At 63.9% G+C, this 16,722-nt stretch carries 16 protein-coding genes and 1 tRNA gene; 9 read left to right on the top strand and 8 right to left on the bottom strand.

Annotation, left to right across the window (positions count from 1 at the left end; translation table 11 throughout):
• Window positions 1–3: 3 nt before the first annotated feature.
• From rfbA to CGLAUT_RS00945, 4 genes are read left to right on the top strand one after another with little or no spacing between them, the layout of a single operon-like run.
• Complete coding sequence (gene rfbA, locus CGLAUT_RS00960) at window positions 4–888, top strand: glucose-1-phosphate thymidylyltransferase RfbA (RefSeq protein WP_095659079.1); 885 nt, start codon at window positions 4–6, stop codon at window positions 886–888.
• A 5-nt stretch (window positions 889–893) separates the two neighbouring features.
• Complete coding sequence (locus CGLAUT_RS00955) at window positions 894–1,706, top strand: glycosyltransferase (protein WP_095659078.1); 813 nt, start codon at window positions 894–896, stop codon at window positions 1,704–1,706.
• Between the two features lie 11 nt (window positions 1,707–1,717).
• Entirely contained in the window at window positions 1,718–2,419 is a 702-nt protein-coding gene (gene ppgS / locus CGLAUT_RS00950; protein WP_095659077.1) for a polyprenyl-phospho-N-acetylgalactosaminyl synthase PpgS, read from the top strand.
• Window positions 2,416–2,769, top strand: coding sequence for a DUF2304 domain-containing protein (locus CGLAUT_RS00945; protein ID WP_095659076.1), 354 nt, complete (start codon window positions 2,416–2,418; stop codon window positions 2,767–2,769). Before ppgS ends, CGLAUT_RS00945 begins: the two co-directional genes overlap by 4 nt.
• Window positions 2,770–2,779: 10 nt before the next feature.
• Here the strand turns inward: CGLAUT_RS00945 and CGLAUT_RS00940 are convergent, their stop codons facing one another.
• Complete coding sequence (locus CGLAUT_RS00940; RefSeq protein WP_095659075.1) at window positions 2,780–3,628, bottom strand: GDSL-type esterase/lipase family protein; 849 nt, start codon at window positions 3,626–3,628, stop codon at window positions 2,780–2,782.
• A 141-nt stretch (window positions 3,629–3,769) separates the two neighbouring features.
• Between CGLAUT_RS00940 and CGLAUT_RS00935 the strand changes: the two genes are divergently transcribed.
• Window positions 3,770–5,419 carry an AMP-binding protein gene (locus tag CGLAUT_RS00935; protein WP_290185727.1) on the top strand — a complete coding sequence of 550 codons (1,650 nt, stop codon included), beginning with the start codon at window positions 3,770–3,772 and terminating at the stop codon, window positions 5,417–5,419.
• Window positions 5,420–5,508: 89 nt separating this feature from the next.
• Here the strand turns inward: CGLAUT_RS00935 and CGLAUT_RS00930 are convergent.
• Both CGLAUT_RS00930 and CGLAUT_RS00925 read right to left on the bottom strand, forming a co-directional pair.
• Window positions 5,509–5,581: transfer RNA gene (locus CGLAUT_RS00930), tRNA-Thr, on the bottom strand.
• Window positions 5,582–5,664: 83 nt separating this feature from the next.
• Complete coding sequence (locus CGLAUT_RS00925) at window positions 5,665–6,885, bottom strand: DNA polymerase III subunit delta' (protein ID WP_290185725.1); 1,221 nt, start codon at window positions 6,883–6,885, stop codon at window positions 5,665–5,667.
• 37 nt (window positions 6,886–6,922) lie between these two features.
• On the opposite strand from CGLAUT_RS00925, the gene CGLAUT_RS00920 reads away from it, so the two are divergent.
• Window positions 6,923–8,449, top strand: a complete 1,527-nt coding sequence (locus CGLAUT_RS00920) for an adenylate/guanylate cyclase domain-containing protein (protein WP_290185723.1) — start codon at window positions 6,923–6,925, stop codon at window positions 8,447–8,449.
• Between the two features lie 4 nt (window positions 8,450–8,453).
• Here the strand turns inward: CGLAUT_RS00920 and topA are convergent, their stop codons facing one another.
• Window positions 8,454–11,294: a type I DNA topoisomerase gene (gene topA / locus CGLAUT_RS00915; protein WP_290185722.1), complete on the bottom strand. Its 2,841-nt coding sequence runs from the start codon at window positions 11,292–11,294 to the stop codon at window positions 8,454–8,456.
• A gap of 158 nt (window positions 11,295–11,452) precedes the next feature.
• On the opposite strand from topA, the gene CGLAUT_RS00910 reads away from it, so the two are divergent.
• Window positions 11,453–12,091, top strand: coding sequence for a DedA family protein (locus tag CGLAUT_RS00910; protein WP_290185720.1), 639 nt, complete (start codon window positions 11,453–11,455; stop codon window positions 12,089–12,091).
• 59 nt (window positions 12,092–12,150) lie between these two features.
• Window positions 12,151–13,122: a YwqG family protein gene (locus CGLAUT_RS00905; RefSeq protein ID WP_290185719.1), complete on the top strand. Its 972-nt coding sequence runs from the start codon at window positions 12,151–12,153 to the stop codon at window positions 13,120–13,122.
• A 59-nt stretch (window positions 13,123–13,181) separates the two neighbouring features.
• On the opposite strand, the gene CGLAUT_RS00900 is transcribed toward CGLAUT_RS00905, so the two are convergent.
• Window positions 13,182–13,385 carry a cold-shock protein gene (locus CGLAUT_RS00900; RefSeq protein WP_042409175.1) on the bottom strand — a complete coding sequence of 68 codons (204 nt, stop codon included), beginning with the start codon at window positions 13,383–13,385 and terminating at the stop codon, window positions 13,182–13,184.
• A 154-nt stretch (window positions 13,386–13,539) separates the two neighbouring features.
• Here CGLAUT_RS00900 and CGLAUT_RS00895 point away from each other — a divergent pair, with 154 nt between their 5' ends.
• A complete protein-coding gene (locus tag CGLAUT_RS00895; protein ID WP_290185715.1) occupies window positions 13,540–15,891 on the top strand; it encodes a DEAD/DEAH box helicase in 2,352 nt (783 codons plus the stop codon).
• Here CGLAUT_RS00895 and CGLAUT_RS00890 read toward each other — a convergent pair.
• From CGLAUT_RS00890 to CGLAUT_RS00880, 3 genes are read right to left on the bottom strand one after another with little or no spacing between them, the layout of a single operon-like run.
• Window positions 15,888–16,181 (bottom strand): Rv3654c family TadE-like protein, encoded by a 294-nt coding sequence (locus tag CGLAUT_RS00890; RefSeq protein WP_095659066.1) that lies wholly within the window; start codon window positions 16,179–16,181, stop codon window positions 15,888–15,890. The two genes, CGLAUT_RS00895 and CGLAUT_RS00890, sit on opposite strands and share 4 nt — an antisense overlap.
• Window positions 16,182–16,451, bottom strand: coding sequence for a hypothetical protein (locus CGLAUT_RS00885; RefSeq protein WP_095659065.1), 270 nt, complete (start codon window positions 16,449–16,451; stop codon window positions 16,182–16,184). It abuts the gene before it with no gap.
• Window positions 16,452–16,619 carry a DUF4244 domain-containing protein gene (locus tag CGLAUT_RS00880; RefSeq protein ID WP_095660957.1) on the bottom strand — a complete coding sequence of 56 codons (168 nt, stop codon included), beginning with the start codon at window positions 16,617–16,619 and terminating at the stop codon, window positions 16,452–16,454.
• Between the last annotated feature and the right edge of the window lie 103 nt (window positions 16,620–16,722).

Genomic DNA, 16,722 nt, shown 5'->3' with positions numbered 1-16,722 from the left:
CGCATGAAGGGCATCATCCTCGCGGGCGGATCGGGCACTCGCCTATACCCAATCACCAAAGGCATCTCGAAACAATTGATGCCGATCTACGACAAACCGATGGTCTTCTACCCGCTGACGACCCTGATCAGCGCGGGGATCCGGGAGATCCTGGTGATCACGACCCCGGAAGACCGGCATGCGTTTGAGCGTTTGCTTGGAGACGGCTCCCAGCTCGGCCTCATGATCGATTACGCCGAGCAGCCCTCCCCCAATGGACTGGCGGAAGCCTTCATCATCGGCGAGGACTTCATCGGCGATGACACCGTCGCGCTGGTGCTGGGCGACAACATCTTCGAAGGCTCTGAGCTCACGGCCATCCTGGGCGACATTCACCACGTCGACGGCGGCACGATCTTCGCCTACGAGGTCTCCGATCCGAAGCGCTATGGCGTGGTGGATTTCGATTCCTCGGGCACCGTGCTTTCCATCGAAGAGAAACCGGAGAACCCGAAGTCCGACTTCGCGGTGGTGGGCTTGTACTTCTACGACAACGACGTGGTGGAAATTGCCAAGCACATCCGCCCGAGCGCGCGCGGTGAGCTGGAAATCACCGAGGTCAACGCGGCGTATCTCACCCAAGGCCGGCTGAAGGTGCACCGCCTGCACCGCGGCGACGTGTGGCTGGATACCGGCACCATCGACTCAATGAGCGAGGCCAGCGCCTATGTCGAGGTGATCCAGAAACGTACCGGAAACGTCATCGGCTCCCCCGAGGTCGCGGCGTTCCGCCAGGGTTTCATCGACGCCGAGCAGCTCGAGCGCCTCGCCGAACCGATGATGAAGTCCGGCTACGGCGCCTATTTGCTGGACGTTGTTCATGACTACCACCGCGGACAGGAATTCTGACACCCATGCCCTCCCTCGCCGTCCTCATGAGCCTCTACCGCAGCACCGACGCGGGCGAGCTTTCCCTGGCTTTAGAGTCCGTTACCGCGCAGACCCGCCCCGCAGACGACATTGTCATCGTCTTCGACGGTCCGGTCTCGGAGGCCGTGGAAACGCTAGTGCAGGGGTTCGTCGATAAGCAAAAAGCTGCTCGAACCGTGCGCCTTGAGGCGAACGTTGGCTTGGGCAAAGCTTTGAACGCGGGCCTGGAGACGATTGAGGCCGACTATGTTGCGCGCCTGGATTCCGACGATGCGGCCAAGCCCGAGCGGTTTGCTGCCCAGCTTGCATACCTCAAGGCTCATCCCAAAGTCGCAGCTCTCGGCACGGCAGTCGAGGAGTTCGAGCATTCGCTTGGCGACGGCGGCGCGATCCGTCGGCTGTCTACAAACCCGAACGAGTACGTGAAAATAAATTCGCCGCTTAATCACCCCTCAGTGATGTTTCGCACGGAGGCGGTGAAGTCGGTTGGCGGGTACCAGCACGTGCCGTTCATGGAGGACTACGACCTGTGGGCGCGCCTCATTGCCGATGGCCATGAGTTGGCGAATTTGGAGGAGCCGCTGACGTATCTGCGGGTCAGCGAGGATCAGATGCGTCGGCGCTCGAGCGGTGAGACGAGAGCCGCCGAGCGGACCATGCAGCAAAACCTGGTGCGCTACGGGCTTGTGTCGAAACCGCGGGCGGCGTTCAACCTTGCGGCGCGAAATGCGTACCGCGCGCTGCCAATTGGCGTGACAAAGCGTGTGTACTCGCACCTATTTCACCGCGAGGGGTAACGTTGTGCGCGATGAACACGTCGCGGCGGGAATTTAGTGACACCTGGCTTGTAATCCCTTGTTACAACGAGGGCCAGGTGATCTTCGACGTGATCACGGAAGCCCGCAAGACGTTTCCCAACATCGTGGCCGTGAACGACGGTTCGAAGGACGACTCGGCTGAGGCGATTCGCGCCTCCGGCGCGCATTTGGTCAACCACCCGGTGAACTTGGGCCAAGGTGCGGCGATCCAGACCGGCGTGGAGTACGCCCGCACGCAGCCCGGCGCACAGTATTTCGTAACCTTCGATGCGGACGGCCAGCATCAGGTCAAAGACGTGAAGGCGATGATCGACCGCTTGCGCACCGAGCCCTACGACATCATCGTTGGCACGCGCTTTGCCGGCCAGGACAACTCGCAGGTGCCCTGGATCAAGCGGGTGGTGTTGCGGACGGTGGTGTTCCTCTCTCCGCGCACGCGTCGGCTGGGGCTGTCGGATGCCCACAACGGGCTGCGCGTGTTCAACAAGAAGGTCGCCGACGAGATGGACATCCGGATGAGCGGGATGAGCCACGCCTCGGAGATCGTGAACATGATCGATCAGAAGGGTTGGCGTGTGACCGAGCAGCCGGTGGACATCCTCTACACCGAGTACTCAATGAGCAAGGGGCAATCCCTGATCAATGGCGTGAACATCTTGGCCGACGGCCTCGTGGCAAGGAGGCTCAAGTGATTCAGCTCGTCCTCATCACCGCCATTGTCGCGGTAGCGATTTACTTCTTTATCAACCGCAAGAAGGCGAACGCCAAGGCGTGGGTGAAGATCGGGTTCGTGGGCCTCATGCTCGCAGCGTTCTGGGCGATCCTGCGGCCAGACGACGTCACGATCGTGGCGAACTGGCTCGGGGTGGACCGCGGCACCGACCTCATGCTCTACGTGCTGATCGTGGCGTTCTTCTTCACCACGATCTCGACCTGGACCCGGTTTCGGGAGCTCGAGCTGCGCTACGCCCGTCTTGCTCGCGCGGTGGCGCTGCAAAACGCCGAAGTCGCGCCGGATGCAGCGCCGCGCGAGGAGCCTTAGCCCCCTCGCTTTAGGAGCCAGCGATGACGTTGGCCACGTGGGCGTGGCCGCGCTGGTTGACGTGGATCGGCAGGTTGCCCGGGCCGCCGTAGAAGTCCACGAGACCCGCCCACATGCGCATGTGATCCGGCGCGCACATGTTGTTGTTCCAGGTGGAAGGCTTCAGGTCGAGGAACTCGGCACCGGTTGCCTGCGCGAGGTCCACCTGCGCCCACTGGATCGAGTCCTCCCACTCGCGCACTGCCGGGAACGGCGTGAAATCAGAGGCGTTAGGCGCAACGTGGAACAGGCACACGTTGTCGCCCGAGGTGATCTTCGGGTACCCGACGATCTGGATGCGGGCATTCGGTGCGGCAGCCCGGATGCGCTGGATTTGTGGCGCCATCGCGGCGACCCAGTCGCGGCGGAAGGCGGCGCGATCGCGGCCATCGTTGTGGTACGTGTCATTGAACCCGGTGGAGATAATCACACGCTGGGTGTTGGGGTTGAGCCCGCCGTCGTTGACCGCGCGGGTTACTTGGGAAGAGAACTGCGGACCCTTCTGAATGGACACGGTGCCGGTGCAAGAGTAATCCCACGCCGGCAGGCCGAGTTTGCCTGCGGCTTGCTTGCCCCAGTTGGTGGGTGAGGTCGGGCACCACTTGGTCACCTCGGAGGAGCCGCGGGAGTCCAGGCCGAGTTTGCCCGCTGCCCACTGTGGTGCATTCGGGTCGGAGATTACCGAGTCACCGAAGATGACCAGGTTGTGCTGCTGGGCTTCGGCGGCCGGTGCCGCGAGACCAACGACGGTCAGTGCGGCGGCGAAGACGGCAGCAGCTTTGCGACGAAACGCGCGAGACGCTGTGAACGATTGGGTCATTGTGCAACTTCCTTTTCCGGTACTCGTGGCGGACGTAGCTATGGGATACTTTGAACGCACTAAAGGTGTTACGGAAATGTTACCCGATAGGCAACTTTCGTCAACGCCTTTCACAATCGGCACATAGGTTACATTGAAGCAATGCGTCCTACTGAACATCCTCTCTTTCTCCTGAGGTCTTTCGCCCGGTTCGTGCCCGCAATCACCCGCGCCGGCATCATCAGCACCGAAGGCGGCCCCAAGGCTGCGCTTGCCCTGGCCCCAAATCTGGCACGCTACCGGTTCACCACCGCCCGCGAGATCGAACAGGGTGCCGCCGCCTCGCCGGAACGCACCGCGCTGATTGACGACGATGGCGTGCTTTCCTACCGCCAACTGCGCGCACAGTCACGGTCCCTGGGTAAGTGGCTGGTCGCCCAGCAAGCAGATCGCGGGCTCGACGAGCTGCGGATCGGCGTCATGGCCCGCAACGGCCGCGGCATCATCCTGCCGCTCGGTGCGAAGGGCTACGCCGGCGGCCACATCTTCCTACTCAACATCGGCTCCTCGCCAGAGCAGCTGCGCGGCATTTTCGACGAGAACAAGATCAACGTCTTGTTCATCGACGACGAGTTCGCGGATCGACTGCCCGCAGACCTCGAGGCCACTGACGACATCACCATCGTGCGCGCATTCACCGAGGGTGAGCGCGAGGGGCTTTCGATTGCGGACATCGTCAAGCAGCCGGACGTCGATAAGCAATTGCCCCGCTACCCGCAGCACGGCAACCTTGTGCTGATGAGCTCGGGTACGACCGGGATTCCGAAGGGCATCGTGCGGCCCGAGCCGCGCTTGCCGCTGGTGCTTGCCGGCTACCTTGAGGCGATCCCGTGGCGCTCGGGCGACACCGTGCAGCTGTCGGCTTCGATCTTCCACACGTGGGGTTGGTCGGCGCTGCAGGTGGCGCTGGCGACGCGCTCGACGATCGTGACAAGGCGCGTTTTCGACGCCGAGGCCTGCTACAAGCAGATCCAGGACTACCGTTGCGACGGGCTGGTTTCCTCGCCGATCTTTTTCAAGCAGATGCTCGACCTGCATGCCAACGATCGCTTCGATACCTCGACGCTGCGCTTCTTGGCCACCGCAGGTAACGCCGTGAGCCCGGGCTTGCTGCGCCGCACCACCGAGCGTTTCGGCCCGATTCTGGCCAACATCTACGGCTCCACCGAGCTCGCGCTCGCCGCGGCGGCCTCGCCGGAACAGATGCAGGCCGACCCGACGATGGTGGGCAAGGTGCCGCCCGGCACGGTGCTGAAGCTTTACGACGACGAGGGCAACGAAGTCCCCACCGGCACCACCGGCCGTATCTTCCTGCACAACGAAACCGCGCTGAAGGGCTACACCAACCCGAATACCCCGATGGTGACCATCGACGGGTTGATTGAGATGGGCGACCTCGGCTACTTCGACGAGCAGGGCTTCTTGCACGTGCAGTCGCGCAGCGACGACATGATCATCGTCGGCGGCGAGAACGTCCACCCGCAATCGGTGATGGAGGTGCTCGAGGACATGCCGGGCATCGACGACCTGTACGCGCATGGCGTGGACGATGACGAGACGTTCAAGCGCATCGCGGTGTGGGTCGTGCGCAAGCTTGATGACGACGGCGAGCGCCTCAGCGCCGAGTCGGTGCGCGAGTGGGTGCGCTCCCGCCTTGCAGATCACTCCATCCCGCGTGACGTGCACTTCCTTGATGAGTTGCCGCGCAACGCTGTTGGCAAAGTCGTACCGAGGTTCCTCCCCGGGATCTAAACTTGCCGCGAGTCTGCGCCGATTGCCCTTGCGTTTCTAACCACAAAAGCCCCCGCCTGTTTACTCAGGTTACGGGGACTTTTTCTCTGAGCCACCTGCGAGAATCGAACTCGCGACCTTCTCATTACGAGTGAGATGCTCTGCCGACTGAGCTAAGGTGGCCGGTCACGTCCACAGCTGTACAGCAGCGGCCCATACCGGTTACAAAGCTTAACCCACAGACGAGGATGCGAAGAAATGCCCAGCTAGGACACAGCGCAAGCTTTGCGGATGTGCCCCAACATCCCGTTGAAGGCCACTGCAGGATCCACGTTTTGGTGCAAGCGTTGCCTGCACTGGGCGATCGCGTCCAGGCACGCGACCAGACCGTCTTGGCTCACGCGGTTCGCGATCTCGCCAGCCAGTCCTTCAAAATCCGGGTGGGTCAGCCCAACCGTCGAGCGAACCTCGGCCCCGGCTTGCGTCACCAACGCGTCGCGGTACACCCCGGCAAGATCCACTAGGACGAGGTCGAGCACGTCGCGCTTGCGGCGCGTCCCGCGCAGGTGCTGTTGGTGCTCCAGCTCCTTGAGCGCCGAGGCGGACCCGGACATCGCTTTGGCAACACCCTTGCCCTTCGCGCCCATGCCCAACGCCTCTTCAAGCTTGGCGCGTTCTTGGGCGTCGGCCTCCGCGTAGTCGTCGATCGCCTCCTTTTGGGCGTCAGTGACCAACGACGCAGCAGCTTGGAACGCTTGCGCGCCGAAGAAGACGTGCTCGGCGAGCTGGATGGAACGGGCGCGGCGCACTTGCACGGACTCCGTCGTCACGAGTTTTCGTGCCCGGCCGATGTGCCGCAGTGAAGTCGCAGCCGCCAGACGTGCATCCGACTCAGACGCGCCTTCCTCTTCCACGAGCACGCGCACCACCTCATCTTCGGACGGGGCTGGGATATAGAGGTGGCGGCACCGCGAGCGCAGTGTCTGCGAAATGTCTTCCGGGTCGGTCGATGGAGCGCAAAGGATTATCACGGTGCCTTCCGGCGGCTCCTCCACCGTCTTCAGCAGCGCGTCCGCGGCCCGTGGGTGCAAGCGGTCGGCGTTTTCGATGATGACAATGCGGTGGTCAGCGACCGTCGGCAAGCGTGCTGCTTTTGCGACGATCTCCTCGCGCACAAAGTCGACATTGATCACCAGGGCCTGCGGCACCACCAGCACCACGTCGGTGTGCGTGCCGGCGAGTGCGTCCCGGCAGCCTTTGCAATGCCCGCAGCCGAGCTCCTTAGGGTTCTCGCACACCAGCGCCGCGGCGAAAGCGAGCGCCGCGTTCGAGCGGCCGGAACCGGGCGGTCCGGTGAACAACCAGGAGTGCGCGAGCGCCCGCGGATCCGCTCCCTCAACACCCCGACCCGCAGCCGCAGCCGCGAGGATCGTGTCGCGCACGTTGGGGGTGTCGGCGAGGCGTTCGGCGACGCTACGGGTAGTCACAACCCGCAAGCGTACTCCCGCACTAAGGTGATACACCATGGAACGACTCTGGCACGGGTTCAAGTGGCTGTGGGGCACATCGTGGCCTCTCTATGCCGCATCCGTGCTTGGCACCAACGTAGTCGGTGCCGTCGCAATCCTGCTTTTTGTGCGCTTTTTCATCCCGATTCCGGAAGTCGAGCTGCTGAGCTTCCAGGGGTCCGTGTTCGGGTTGATCAGCATGATCTACCTCGTGCTGGCCGTGGTCTTGGGAATTGTGGTGACGTTTCTGCTCTTCCGCCCGGTGCTGGAATGGCAGTTAGAGCCCGATGAGCACGACCCGAACATGGTGCGCAACCTGGTGCTTCGCATTCCGGTGCTGCAAACCGGCATCGTCGTGGTGGTTTGGGCGATCGGGATCGCGATCCTCACCGCCGCCGCCTGGCAGGTCAGCGGGCAGCTCGCGCTGGTGATGTTCGTCGCCACCTCGCTGGCGTGCTTCGTTGTCGCGGTGCTCACCTACTTGCAGGCGGAGCGCCTCGTGCGCCCGGTCGCCGCCACAGCGCTCGCACGCCGCTTCGAAGACGCCACACTTGAGCCGCCGATCAAGCAGCGCCTGTACATGACGTGGTTTACCACCTCGGGCGTGCCCCTGATCGGCATCATGCTGCTGTTTATCGCACAGGCGAACAGCTTTTTCACCCAAACCCCCGGCGAGCTCATCCCGGCGGTGTTCGCGCTCACCATCACCGCGCTGATCACCGGCTCGCTGGGCACCGCGTTCGCGGTGATGAGTGTGGTCGACCCGATCAAGGAGCTCCAAGACGCCATCAACCGCGTGCGCCGCGGCGAGCGCAACACGCAGGTGGACATTTACGACGGCTCCGAGATCGGCGTCCTCCAAGCCGGCTTCAACGAGATGATGCGCGGCCTCAACGAGCGCCAGCGCGTGCGCGACATCTTTGGCCGCTACGTCGGTGCCGAAGTGGCGCAGAAGGCCCTGGAGGAAAAGCCAGAGCTCGGCGGCGAGGACCGCCGCGTCGCCGTGCTCTTCGTCGACGTCATCGGCTCCACGACGTTCGCCGTGCACCACACCCCCGAGGAGGTCGTTGAGGAGCTGAACCGGTTCTTCGAGATCGTCGTGGACGTGGTGCACCGCAACAAGGGCGTGATCAACAAGTTCCAAGGCGACGCCGCCCTCGCCGTCTTCGGCGCCCCGGTCTCGCTGCACGACGCGACCTCCCATGCCCTGCAGGCAGCGCGCACACTGCGCCATGAGCTCAGCGGCCTCGAGCTCCAGGCCGGCATCGGGGTGGCTGCGGGCCACGTGGTTGCCGGTCACATCGGCGGCTCCGACCGCTTTGAGTACACCGTAATCGGCGATGCCGTCAACGCCGCCGCGCGCCTCACCGAGCTGGCCAAGGAGACCCCGGGCAGGGTGCTCACCAACGCCGCAACCCTGCGCGCGGCCAACGAGGTCGAGCAGCAGCGCTGGACGCTGATGAAGTCGGTCGAGCTGCGCGGGCGCAACAAGATGACCCAGCTCGCCCGCCCGGTCCGCTCCACCATGGCGGACCGCTACTAGCCCACTACTTGCGGCGGGCTTTCACCACCCGCTTGGTGGTTTTGCGGGCCTTTTTGGTTGCCTTTTTCGTAGCCTTCTTGCCACCGTCTTCAGCCTCGCGAGCACGGCGCGCCGAGAGCAACTCGTTGGCGCGCTGGTCCGTCATCGTCTCCGGGGTGTCGCCGCGCTGCAGCGAAGCGTTGGTCTCCCCGTCGGTGACGTACGGCCCGAAGCGGCCGTCCTTGATGCTCATCGGCTTGCCGGTGACGTCGTTGTCCCCCAGCATCTTCAGCGGCGCGGCAGCCTGCGTCCGGCCGCGGCGCTTTGGCTCAGCGTAGATGCGGCGCGCCTCTTCGAGGGTGACGGTGAAGATCTGCTCCTCGTTGGCCAGCGAGCGCGAGTCACTGCCCTTCTTCAGGTACGGCCCGTAGCGGCCGTTCTGCGCGGTGATCACTTCGCCGTCGGCCGGGTCAACGCCCACCTCGCGCGGCAGCGACAGCAGCTTCAACGCCTCGTCGAGCGTGACCTCGGACGGCTCCATGGAGCTGAACAGCGACGCGGTGGCGGGCTTGAGCTGCTCGTCCACCAGCTGCTCGATGCGCTTTTCTTTCTGCGCCTGCGCAGTCTTGGTGTCCCAGTTCTTCTTCCGCTTGCCCTCTTCGGCGCGCTGGGCGTCTTCCGCCGCGCGCTCTTCAGCGACGACCTCCTCGGCGCGGGTCTCGGCGGTGGCACGCTCGTCGTCACGCACCAGCTCCGTCACGTACGGGCCGTAGCGGCCCTCCTTGGCCACAATCGTGCGGCCGTTGTCGGGATTCTGGCCCAACTCACGGCCGGACTGCGGGATAGCGAAAAGCTTCTCCGCCATTTCCAGGGTGATCTCGTCCGGGGTGACCGATTCCGGCAGGTTGGCGCGCTGGTACTCGGGTTCGCCCTCGGTGGTCTTCCCCACCTCGCGCTCGATGTACGGGCCGTAGCGGCCCACACGGACGTGGACAGGGCGGTCAGACGAGTCGTCGAAAAGCTTGAGCGAGTTGGCCTCGCGGGCATCGATGGACTCCAAGTTGTCCTCGATCATGTGCTTGAGCCCGCCCCGGCGCGCGACCGCTTCCGCGATGTTGTCGGATGCCTCGGCATCACCGAAGTAGAAGCTGGTCAGCCACTCGGTGCGGTTCTCGTTGCCGTGGGCGATCTCGTCGAGCTCGTCCTCCATCGAGGAGGTGAAGTCGTAATCCACCAGCGCGTCGAAGTTGTTTTCCATCAGCCCCACCACGGAGAACGCGACCCAGGTGGGCACGAGCGCGTTGCCGCGGGTGACTACGTAGCCGCGGTCCTGGATGGTCTTGATGATGGAGGCGTAGGTGGACGGGCGGCCAATGCCCAGGTCCTCCATCTTCTTCACCAGCGAGGCTTCGGTATAGCGCGCCGGCGGGTTCGTGGTGTGCTCGTCCGCGGTGATCTTGGAAACACCGAGCGTGTCGCCCTTCGCCACCTGCGGCAAACGCGTCTCCGAATCCTGCGAATCCGAGTAGGCGCGCAGCCAGCCCGGGAAGGTAATCGTGCGACCGGTGGCGGCGAATTCGGCGCGCTCGCCGGTTTTCGCGGTGCCCTCCAGCACAATCTTGGTGGAGTTGCCGCGCGCATCTTCCATCTGCGAAGCCACAGTGCGCTGCCAGATCAGCTCGTAGAGCTTGAACTCCTCCGCATCCAGCGATCCCGCCAGCTGGCCGGGGGTGGCAAAACGCTCGCCGGCCGGGCGGATTGCCTCGTGCGCCTCCTGCGAGTTCTTCACCTTGCGCTCGTAGACGCGCGGGGACTTAGACACGTAGTTGTCGCCGTAGAGCTCGGTCGCTGCCGAGCGCGCGGCGGTAAGCCCCTGCTGGGACAGCGCCGTGGAGTCCGTACGCATATACGTGATGTGGCCGTTTTCATACAGCCGCTGCGCAATGCGCATCGTGCGCGCGGAGGTGAAATGCAGCTTGCGCCCCGCTTCCTGCTGCAGCGTCGACGTCATGAACGGCGCGTACGGGCGCCGCGTGTACGGCTTCTCCTCCACGTCGGTCACCGTCATGTCCGCACCCTCAAGGTTGTCGGCCAGGGCATGGGCAGTTTGCTTATCGACGACTACCGCGTCGCCCTTTAGACGCCCTCGGTCATCGAAATCGCGGCCCTGGGCAACGCGCGTGCCGTCGATAGTGACCAGCTTTGCGTCGAACTCTGGCGAGGCTTTCAGCGATGCGGTCAGGTCCCAGTACTCGGCGGAAATGAAGGCCATGCGCTCGCGCTCGCGCTCCACGATGACGCGGGTGGCCACGGACTGCACGCGGCCGGCGCTAAGGCGCGGCATGACTTTCTTCCACAGCACCGGGGAGACTTCGTAGCCGTAGAGACGGTCGAGGATGCGGCGGGTTTCCTGCGCATCGACGAGGTCCATGTCCAGCTCGCGGGTGTTTTCCGCGGCCTCTTTGATGGCGGACTCGGTGATCTCGTTGAACACCATGCGCTCCACCGGCACCTGGGGCTTGAGCGTTTCCAGCAGGTGCCAGGCGATGGCCTCGCCCTCGCGGTCCGGGTCTGTGGCCAGCAGGAGCTTGTCGGACTGCTTGAGCTTGTCCTTGAGGTCGGAGACCTTCTTTTTCTTGTCCGGGCTGACCACGTAAATGGGGCTGAATCCGTCCTCCGGGTTCACGCCGAGCTTGGCCCACGGCTCTTTCTTGTACTTGGTTGGAATGTCCGCGGCGCGGCCGGGCAGGTCGCGGATGTGGCCCACCGAGGCCTCCACGATGTAGTCATCGCCCAAGTACTTCTGAATCTTCTTCGCCTTGGTCGCCGACTCCACGATGACGAGAGTCTTGCCATTTGCAGCCACGCTCGGGTGACACCTCCCACTTTCCGCTCCGGCGCATGTGCACCGCTTGCACCGGATTCAAACTTCCTTATTTGTATCAGAGACTTAACCGATCTCACCCCCTCTATGCCTACAATCGCTTTCTAGTTCTGCCTGAGAAAGGAGATGGCGCCGCCGCGATGGACATGAGTTTCCTCGATCCAGTCATCGAGTTTTTGTACGCGCTGATGGAATTGCCCATCTTCTACCCGCTTGTCAGCCTCCTGATTATTGGTGACGCGCTGATCCCGTTCATCCCATCAGAAACGGTGATTAACCTGGCCGCGGCGTTCTCCGCGTCCCAGGGCGTGCCCAGCGTGTGGGGACTGATCGTGGCTGCGGCCATCGGCGGCATCATCGGCGATAACCTGTGTTACGCCTTCGGCGGCAAGCTCATTGGCTACGTCGAACGTCTCGACCCCGAATCCAAATCCGGCCAAGCGATTGCGTGGGTGCGCCGCAACATGAAGCGCAGCGCCGGAGTGACCATCATCGTCGGGCGCTTCATCCCCTGGGCGCGCTGGGTGGCCACCATTGTCTTGGCATCGGTGCGCTACAGCTGGTTCGCGTTCGTGTTCTACGACACGATCGGCGTGGTGATCTGGGCATTGCTGTCCGCCGGCATGGGCTACCTCGGCGGCTCGCTGCTGTCCGAATACCCCATCCTGGCCATGATCGCCGGTGTGCTGCTCGGCTCGCTGGTTGGCCTGCTTATCCAGCGCGCCCAGTCGCGCTTCTTCGAATGGCGCGATGTGCGCCGCGGGTTCTCCGCGCTCTGAGTCCCCCCTGATTTCCCCCGTAATTTCTCCGTCTCAGGGATTTATTAGTATTGGGCGGCATGACTGAGCCAACTGAGCCAACCGAATCAACGCCTCCGCCACTGCCCTGGAACTACACGCTGTTCGACTTCGACACCGACACCACCCGTCCGGTGATCGACCTCGACCTCGCCCCCGAGCGCCCAGACACCCCGACTACGTCGAAAATCGGCGGCACCCCGTACCTGCCCGAAAGCCACCCCTTCCCCGAAGATGAGGCCGGGCCGATGCTGTTTATCGCCCAGTTCAACTTCGACGAACTGCCGGAACTGCCGGACTTCCCCACCACCGGAATCCTGCAGCTGTTCGTGCGCAATGACTCACTGATGGGCCTGGACAGCCCGCCGCTGGCGCGCTACATCGAGCACGTGGACGCGCCGCACACCGGCTCGTTGCCGTCCTACGAGGACTACCCCGGTCCGATGGAAGACCCAGAAGAGGGCATGCCACTTACCGGCACGCTGACCAGCATGACACCGACGTTCAACTGCAAAGACGCCTGGGAAATCGGCAGCGAATCCGGGCACGTGTTCTTGCGCCGCGGCGAAGAGTTCATGACGTTGCACGCCACCAACGAGCACATTGTTGTCCGCCGCGGCACAGACACCGGCGTGCCGCAGGTCCAGGAGCTTGAGGCGCGCACCCGCTTCCCGGATGGTGTATGGCTCAACCCCACACAAGTGCAGGAAAAGATCGCATCGCTGGTCGCTGAGGTGGAAGCCGACGGCTTTGCGGTAGACGAGTCGATGCAGGAGCGCATCGTAGACGCGCCGTTTGGCTTCGGTTTTGTGTTCGCGCTTGGCGGTTACCCGTCCTTCGTGCAGCTTGACCGGCGCCCGCCGGGCGATCCCACCATCTGCCTCGCCCACATCGGCTCCGACGAGGAAACCATCATGTTTGAAGATTATGGCGCGGCGAACTTCTTCATCCACCCAGATGATCTGCGCACCCGCGACTTCAGCCGCGTGACGTTCAGCTGGGACAGCGCATAAACAAATCAACGGCACCCGGTTTGGGTGCCGTTTTCTACCGGTTCTACAGCGCCTGCGAGTTAGATCGCGCGCACCTGCTGTGCCTGCGGGCCCTTCGCACCCTCGCCGATTTCAAACTCCACCTGCTGGTTCTCCTCCAGCGTGCGGAAGCCCGAGCCCTGAATCTCGGAGTAGTGGACGAAGACGTCGGAAGAGCCGTCGTCCGGGGCGATGAAGCCAAAGCCCTTTTCGGCGTTGAACCACTTAACGGTGCCGGTTGCCATGTGAATGTGACCTTTCAAAAATGTACGTTGAGATGCACAATCCTCGCGAGCACCGTGAACGGGCGCACACAAAATCTGTGACCGTCCACTAGTGTGCCACGAAACGGGTGAGACGGCACGACGGAGCGCAAGGATGTGACCTACGTTGTATGCCATGGATGGCAGTGGATTTTTCGGCGAAGAGCTCCTTACCTCACTTCGCGCCCGCTTCCCCACCTCCACCATCACGCACGTGGAAACGGTGCCCGCCTCCCCCGCCCACTACGGCGAGTGGCCCCTATGGGTTGCGCCCAGCTTGAAGCAAGTGCTTATCGACGCCTCCATCACCCGCCCTTTCACACACCAAACGCAGTGTGCCGAGCTGGCGTGGCAAGGACGCGATGTGGTCATCGCAACGGGGACGTCGTCGGGCAAGTCGCTCGGCTACCAGCTTCCGGTGCTGTCTCGGCTGGCCGCCGATCCGACGGCGTGCGCGATGTATCTCACGCCCACGAAAGCGTTGGGGTCGGATCAGTTGCAGGCGACCTTGGGCATGGTCAAAGGGGCGTCGATAAGCAATGTCCACCCTGCTCCCTACGACGGTGACACGCCCGCCGAGGCCCGGCCCGGGATTCGCGAGCACACGCGGTACGTGTTCACGAACCCGGACATGCTGCACGCGGGGATTCTCGCTGGGCATGCACGGTGGGCGCGGCTGCTGCGAAACCTGGAGTATGTGGTGGTGGACGAGTGCCATACGTACCGCGGTGTGTTTGGCGCGAACGTGGCGCTGGTGCAGCGGCGGCTGCTGCGCATCGCCGCAGCGTACGGCGCGCACCCGACGTTGATCTTCGCGTCTGCGACGGCGGCCGATCCGGCCGGGCAGGCCTCGCGGCTGTGCGGGCGCGACGTGGTGGCGGTGACTACCGACGGCGCGCCGACCGGCGAACGCACGATTGCGCTGTGGGAACCGGGGTTCATTGAAGACGCGGAAGGCGAGAACGGGGCGCCGGTGCGTTACGCGGCGACCACCGAAGCCGCAGGTGTGATGGCGAAGCTGATCGCCGACGGTGCGCGCACCCTGACCTTCGTGCGCTCCCGGCGCGCTGCGGAAACGGTGGCGATGCGCGCGCAGGAGGAGCTGGTGCTGCAGGGGCGGCCCGATTTCGCGAAGCGCGTCGCCTCGTACCGGGCGGGGTACCTCGCCGAGGATCGCCGTGCGCTTGAGCGGGCTTTAGATGAAGGCGAGCTGCTTGGCATGGCGACCACAAACGCGCTGGAGCTGGGGATCGACGTGGGTGGTTTGGACGCCGTAGTGATGGCGGGGTTCCCGGGCACGGTGGCGTCGTTTCGCCAGCAGTCGGGGCGCGCGGGTCGGCGCGGGCAACATGCGGTGGTGGTGATGGTCGCCCGCGACGACCCGATGGATACCTACCTGGTGCATCACCCGGAGGCATTGCTGGGCAAGCCGGTGGAAAACAGCGTGTTCAATCCGCACAATCCCTACATCCTGCGCGGGCACATGTACTGCGCGGCCGTCGAACGCCCGCTGACACGCGGTGACGTCACGGCGTTTGACGCTGACGAGGTCGTCGCTGAGCTGACTGCGGGTGGTTTCCTGCGTCAACGCGGCGATCGGTGGTTCGCGGTGCCGCAGCTCGAGGGCGATCTGCGCCCGGAGACGGCGCATGCAGCGGTGTCGCTTCGCGGCGGTGCTGGCCAGGAAGTGGCGATTGTGGACGTCACCGACGGGCGGCTCTTGGGCACCGTTGATGCGGGCAAAGCGATGAGCCAGGTGCACGACGGTGCCGTCTACCTGCACCAGGGCGAGTACTTCGTGGTGCAGGAACTCGACCTGGACGACTACGTTGCGCTGGTGGTACCGGAGCAGCCCGACTACTCCACCCAGGCCCGCTCCACCACCGACATCACCCTGCTGGGCGAGCCGAGCGAGTTGGTAAACCCGTCGCCGGGGTTGTGGGTGGCCAGTGTGGATGTCGAGGTGATCGACCGGGTGACCGGCTACGTGGTGCGCCTTGCCGACGGCACCGTCAGCGAGCACATCCCACTCGACCTCCCCGAGCAGCGTCTGATCACCCGCGCAGTCGCCTACACCATCGACCCGCTTGCGCTGGAAGCGATGGGCATTGCCGCGGGCGAGGTATCCGGCGCGCTGCACGCCGCCGAGCACGCCGCGATCGGACTCTTGCCGCTTTTGGCCACGTGTGACCGGTGGGACATCGGCGGGGTTTCCACCGCCCTGCACCAAGACACGCTGCTGCCGACCGTGTTTGTCTACGACGGCCACCCCGGGGGCGCAGGATTCGCCGACGAAGGATTTGCCCGCTTTCACGAGTGGATCACCGCCACGTACGAAGCAGTGCGCGCGTGCGGTTGCGACGACGGCTGCCCGTCGTGTGTGCATTCGCCTAAGTGCGGCAACGGCAACCAACCGTTGGACAAGCACGCCGCGCTGAAGTTGCTCGGTGCGCTTGTCACTATGACGGCGGGTGAAGACGCGAACTAAGCGGGACCAGCGCGGGCGGTGGCTTCCGCACGACGGAAGCTGACAGTGACGCGCACATCCCCGTCAACTATGTCGCAAGATTGAGCCGCGGCACCGTTAAGCGCAGCAGTGCGTGCCGCCACGTCACAAGCATCAGCCCCCTGGTAAAGCGCGGTCGCTGCGGACACCGCAGACAGGTCCGCTGCGACCTGGCTCCGGTGCGAGTCCGCCACTTGAGCGCCGACAGCAGCGACCCCTACTGCGAGCGCAATGACGGAGGCGGCGATGCCGGCGGACGTGACCGTGCTCATCTAAAACTCCACCGGATAGATTGCAGACGCCTGCATCGTGCCAATCGCCGCCGGTACCGACGCGGTGACAGTCACCAGGCCAGCTTGCTCTACGACGCTGACGCTGCCGCGAGGCGGCTCATACGTCACACCGATCGCAGCAGCGCGTGCTGTCGCACCTGCGATGTCCACCGCCGAAATGTACGCTGCTATGGTGGCAATGCCCGCCACGATCGCGGCGGCGACAGTAACCAGTGTCGCTAGCGAGAGCGCTGTTTCGATGGTGGTCATTTACGGACGGTTGTTCAGCGCGTCGGTGATTACTTTCTCGATCGCGGTGGTGACACCGTTGCCGTTGACCACGAGGTAGAGCACCCCGGCCAGCGCGGCGGCAGCCAGTGACCCAAAGGCGTATTCAATGGTCGACATTCCCTCGTCATTGCCGAGTTTGGCAACCATGCGGGAGCCGGCGCGCAGCGTGGATTCGTATGCGGAGATTGCGGTGAGTTGGATGCGGTTCATGGTGGTTTCCTTTTCGTGAGAAGTTGTTGTGGGTTGCTGT

The sequence above is a fragment of the Corynebacterium glaucum genome, from assembly GCF_030408855.1.
In the GTDB taxonomy this organism is placed as follows: Bacteria; Actinomycetota; Actinomycetes; order Mycobacteriales; family Mycobacteriaceae; genus Corynebacterium; species Corynebacterium glaucum.
This window is presented reverse-complemented; position numbering and strand designations above follow the sequence as displayed.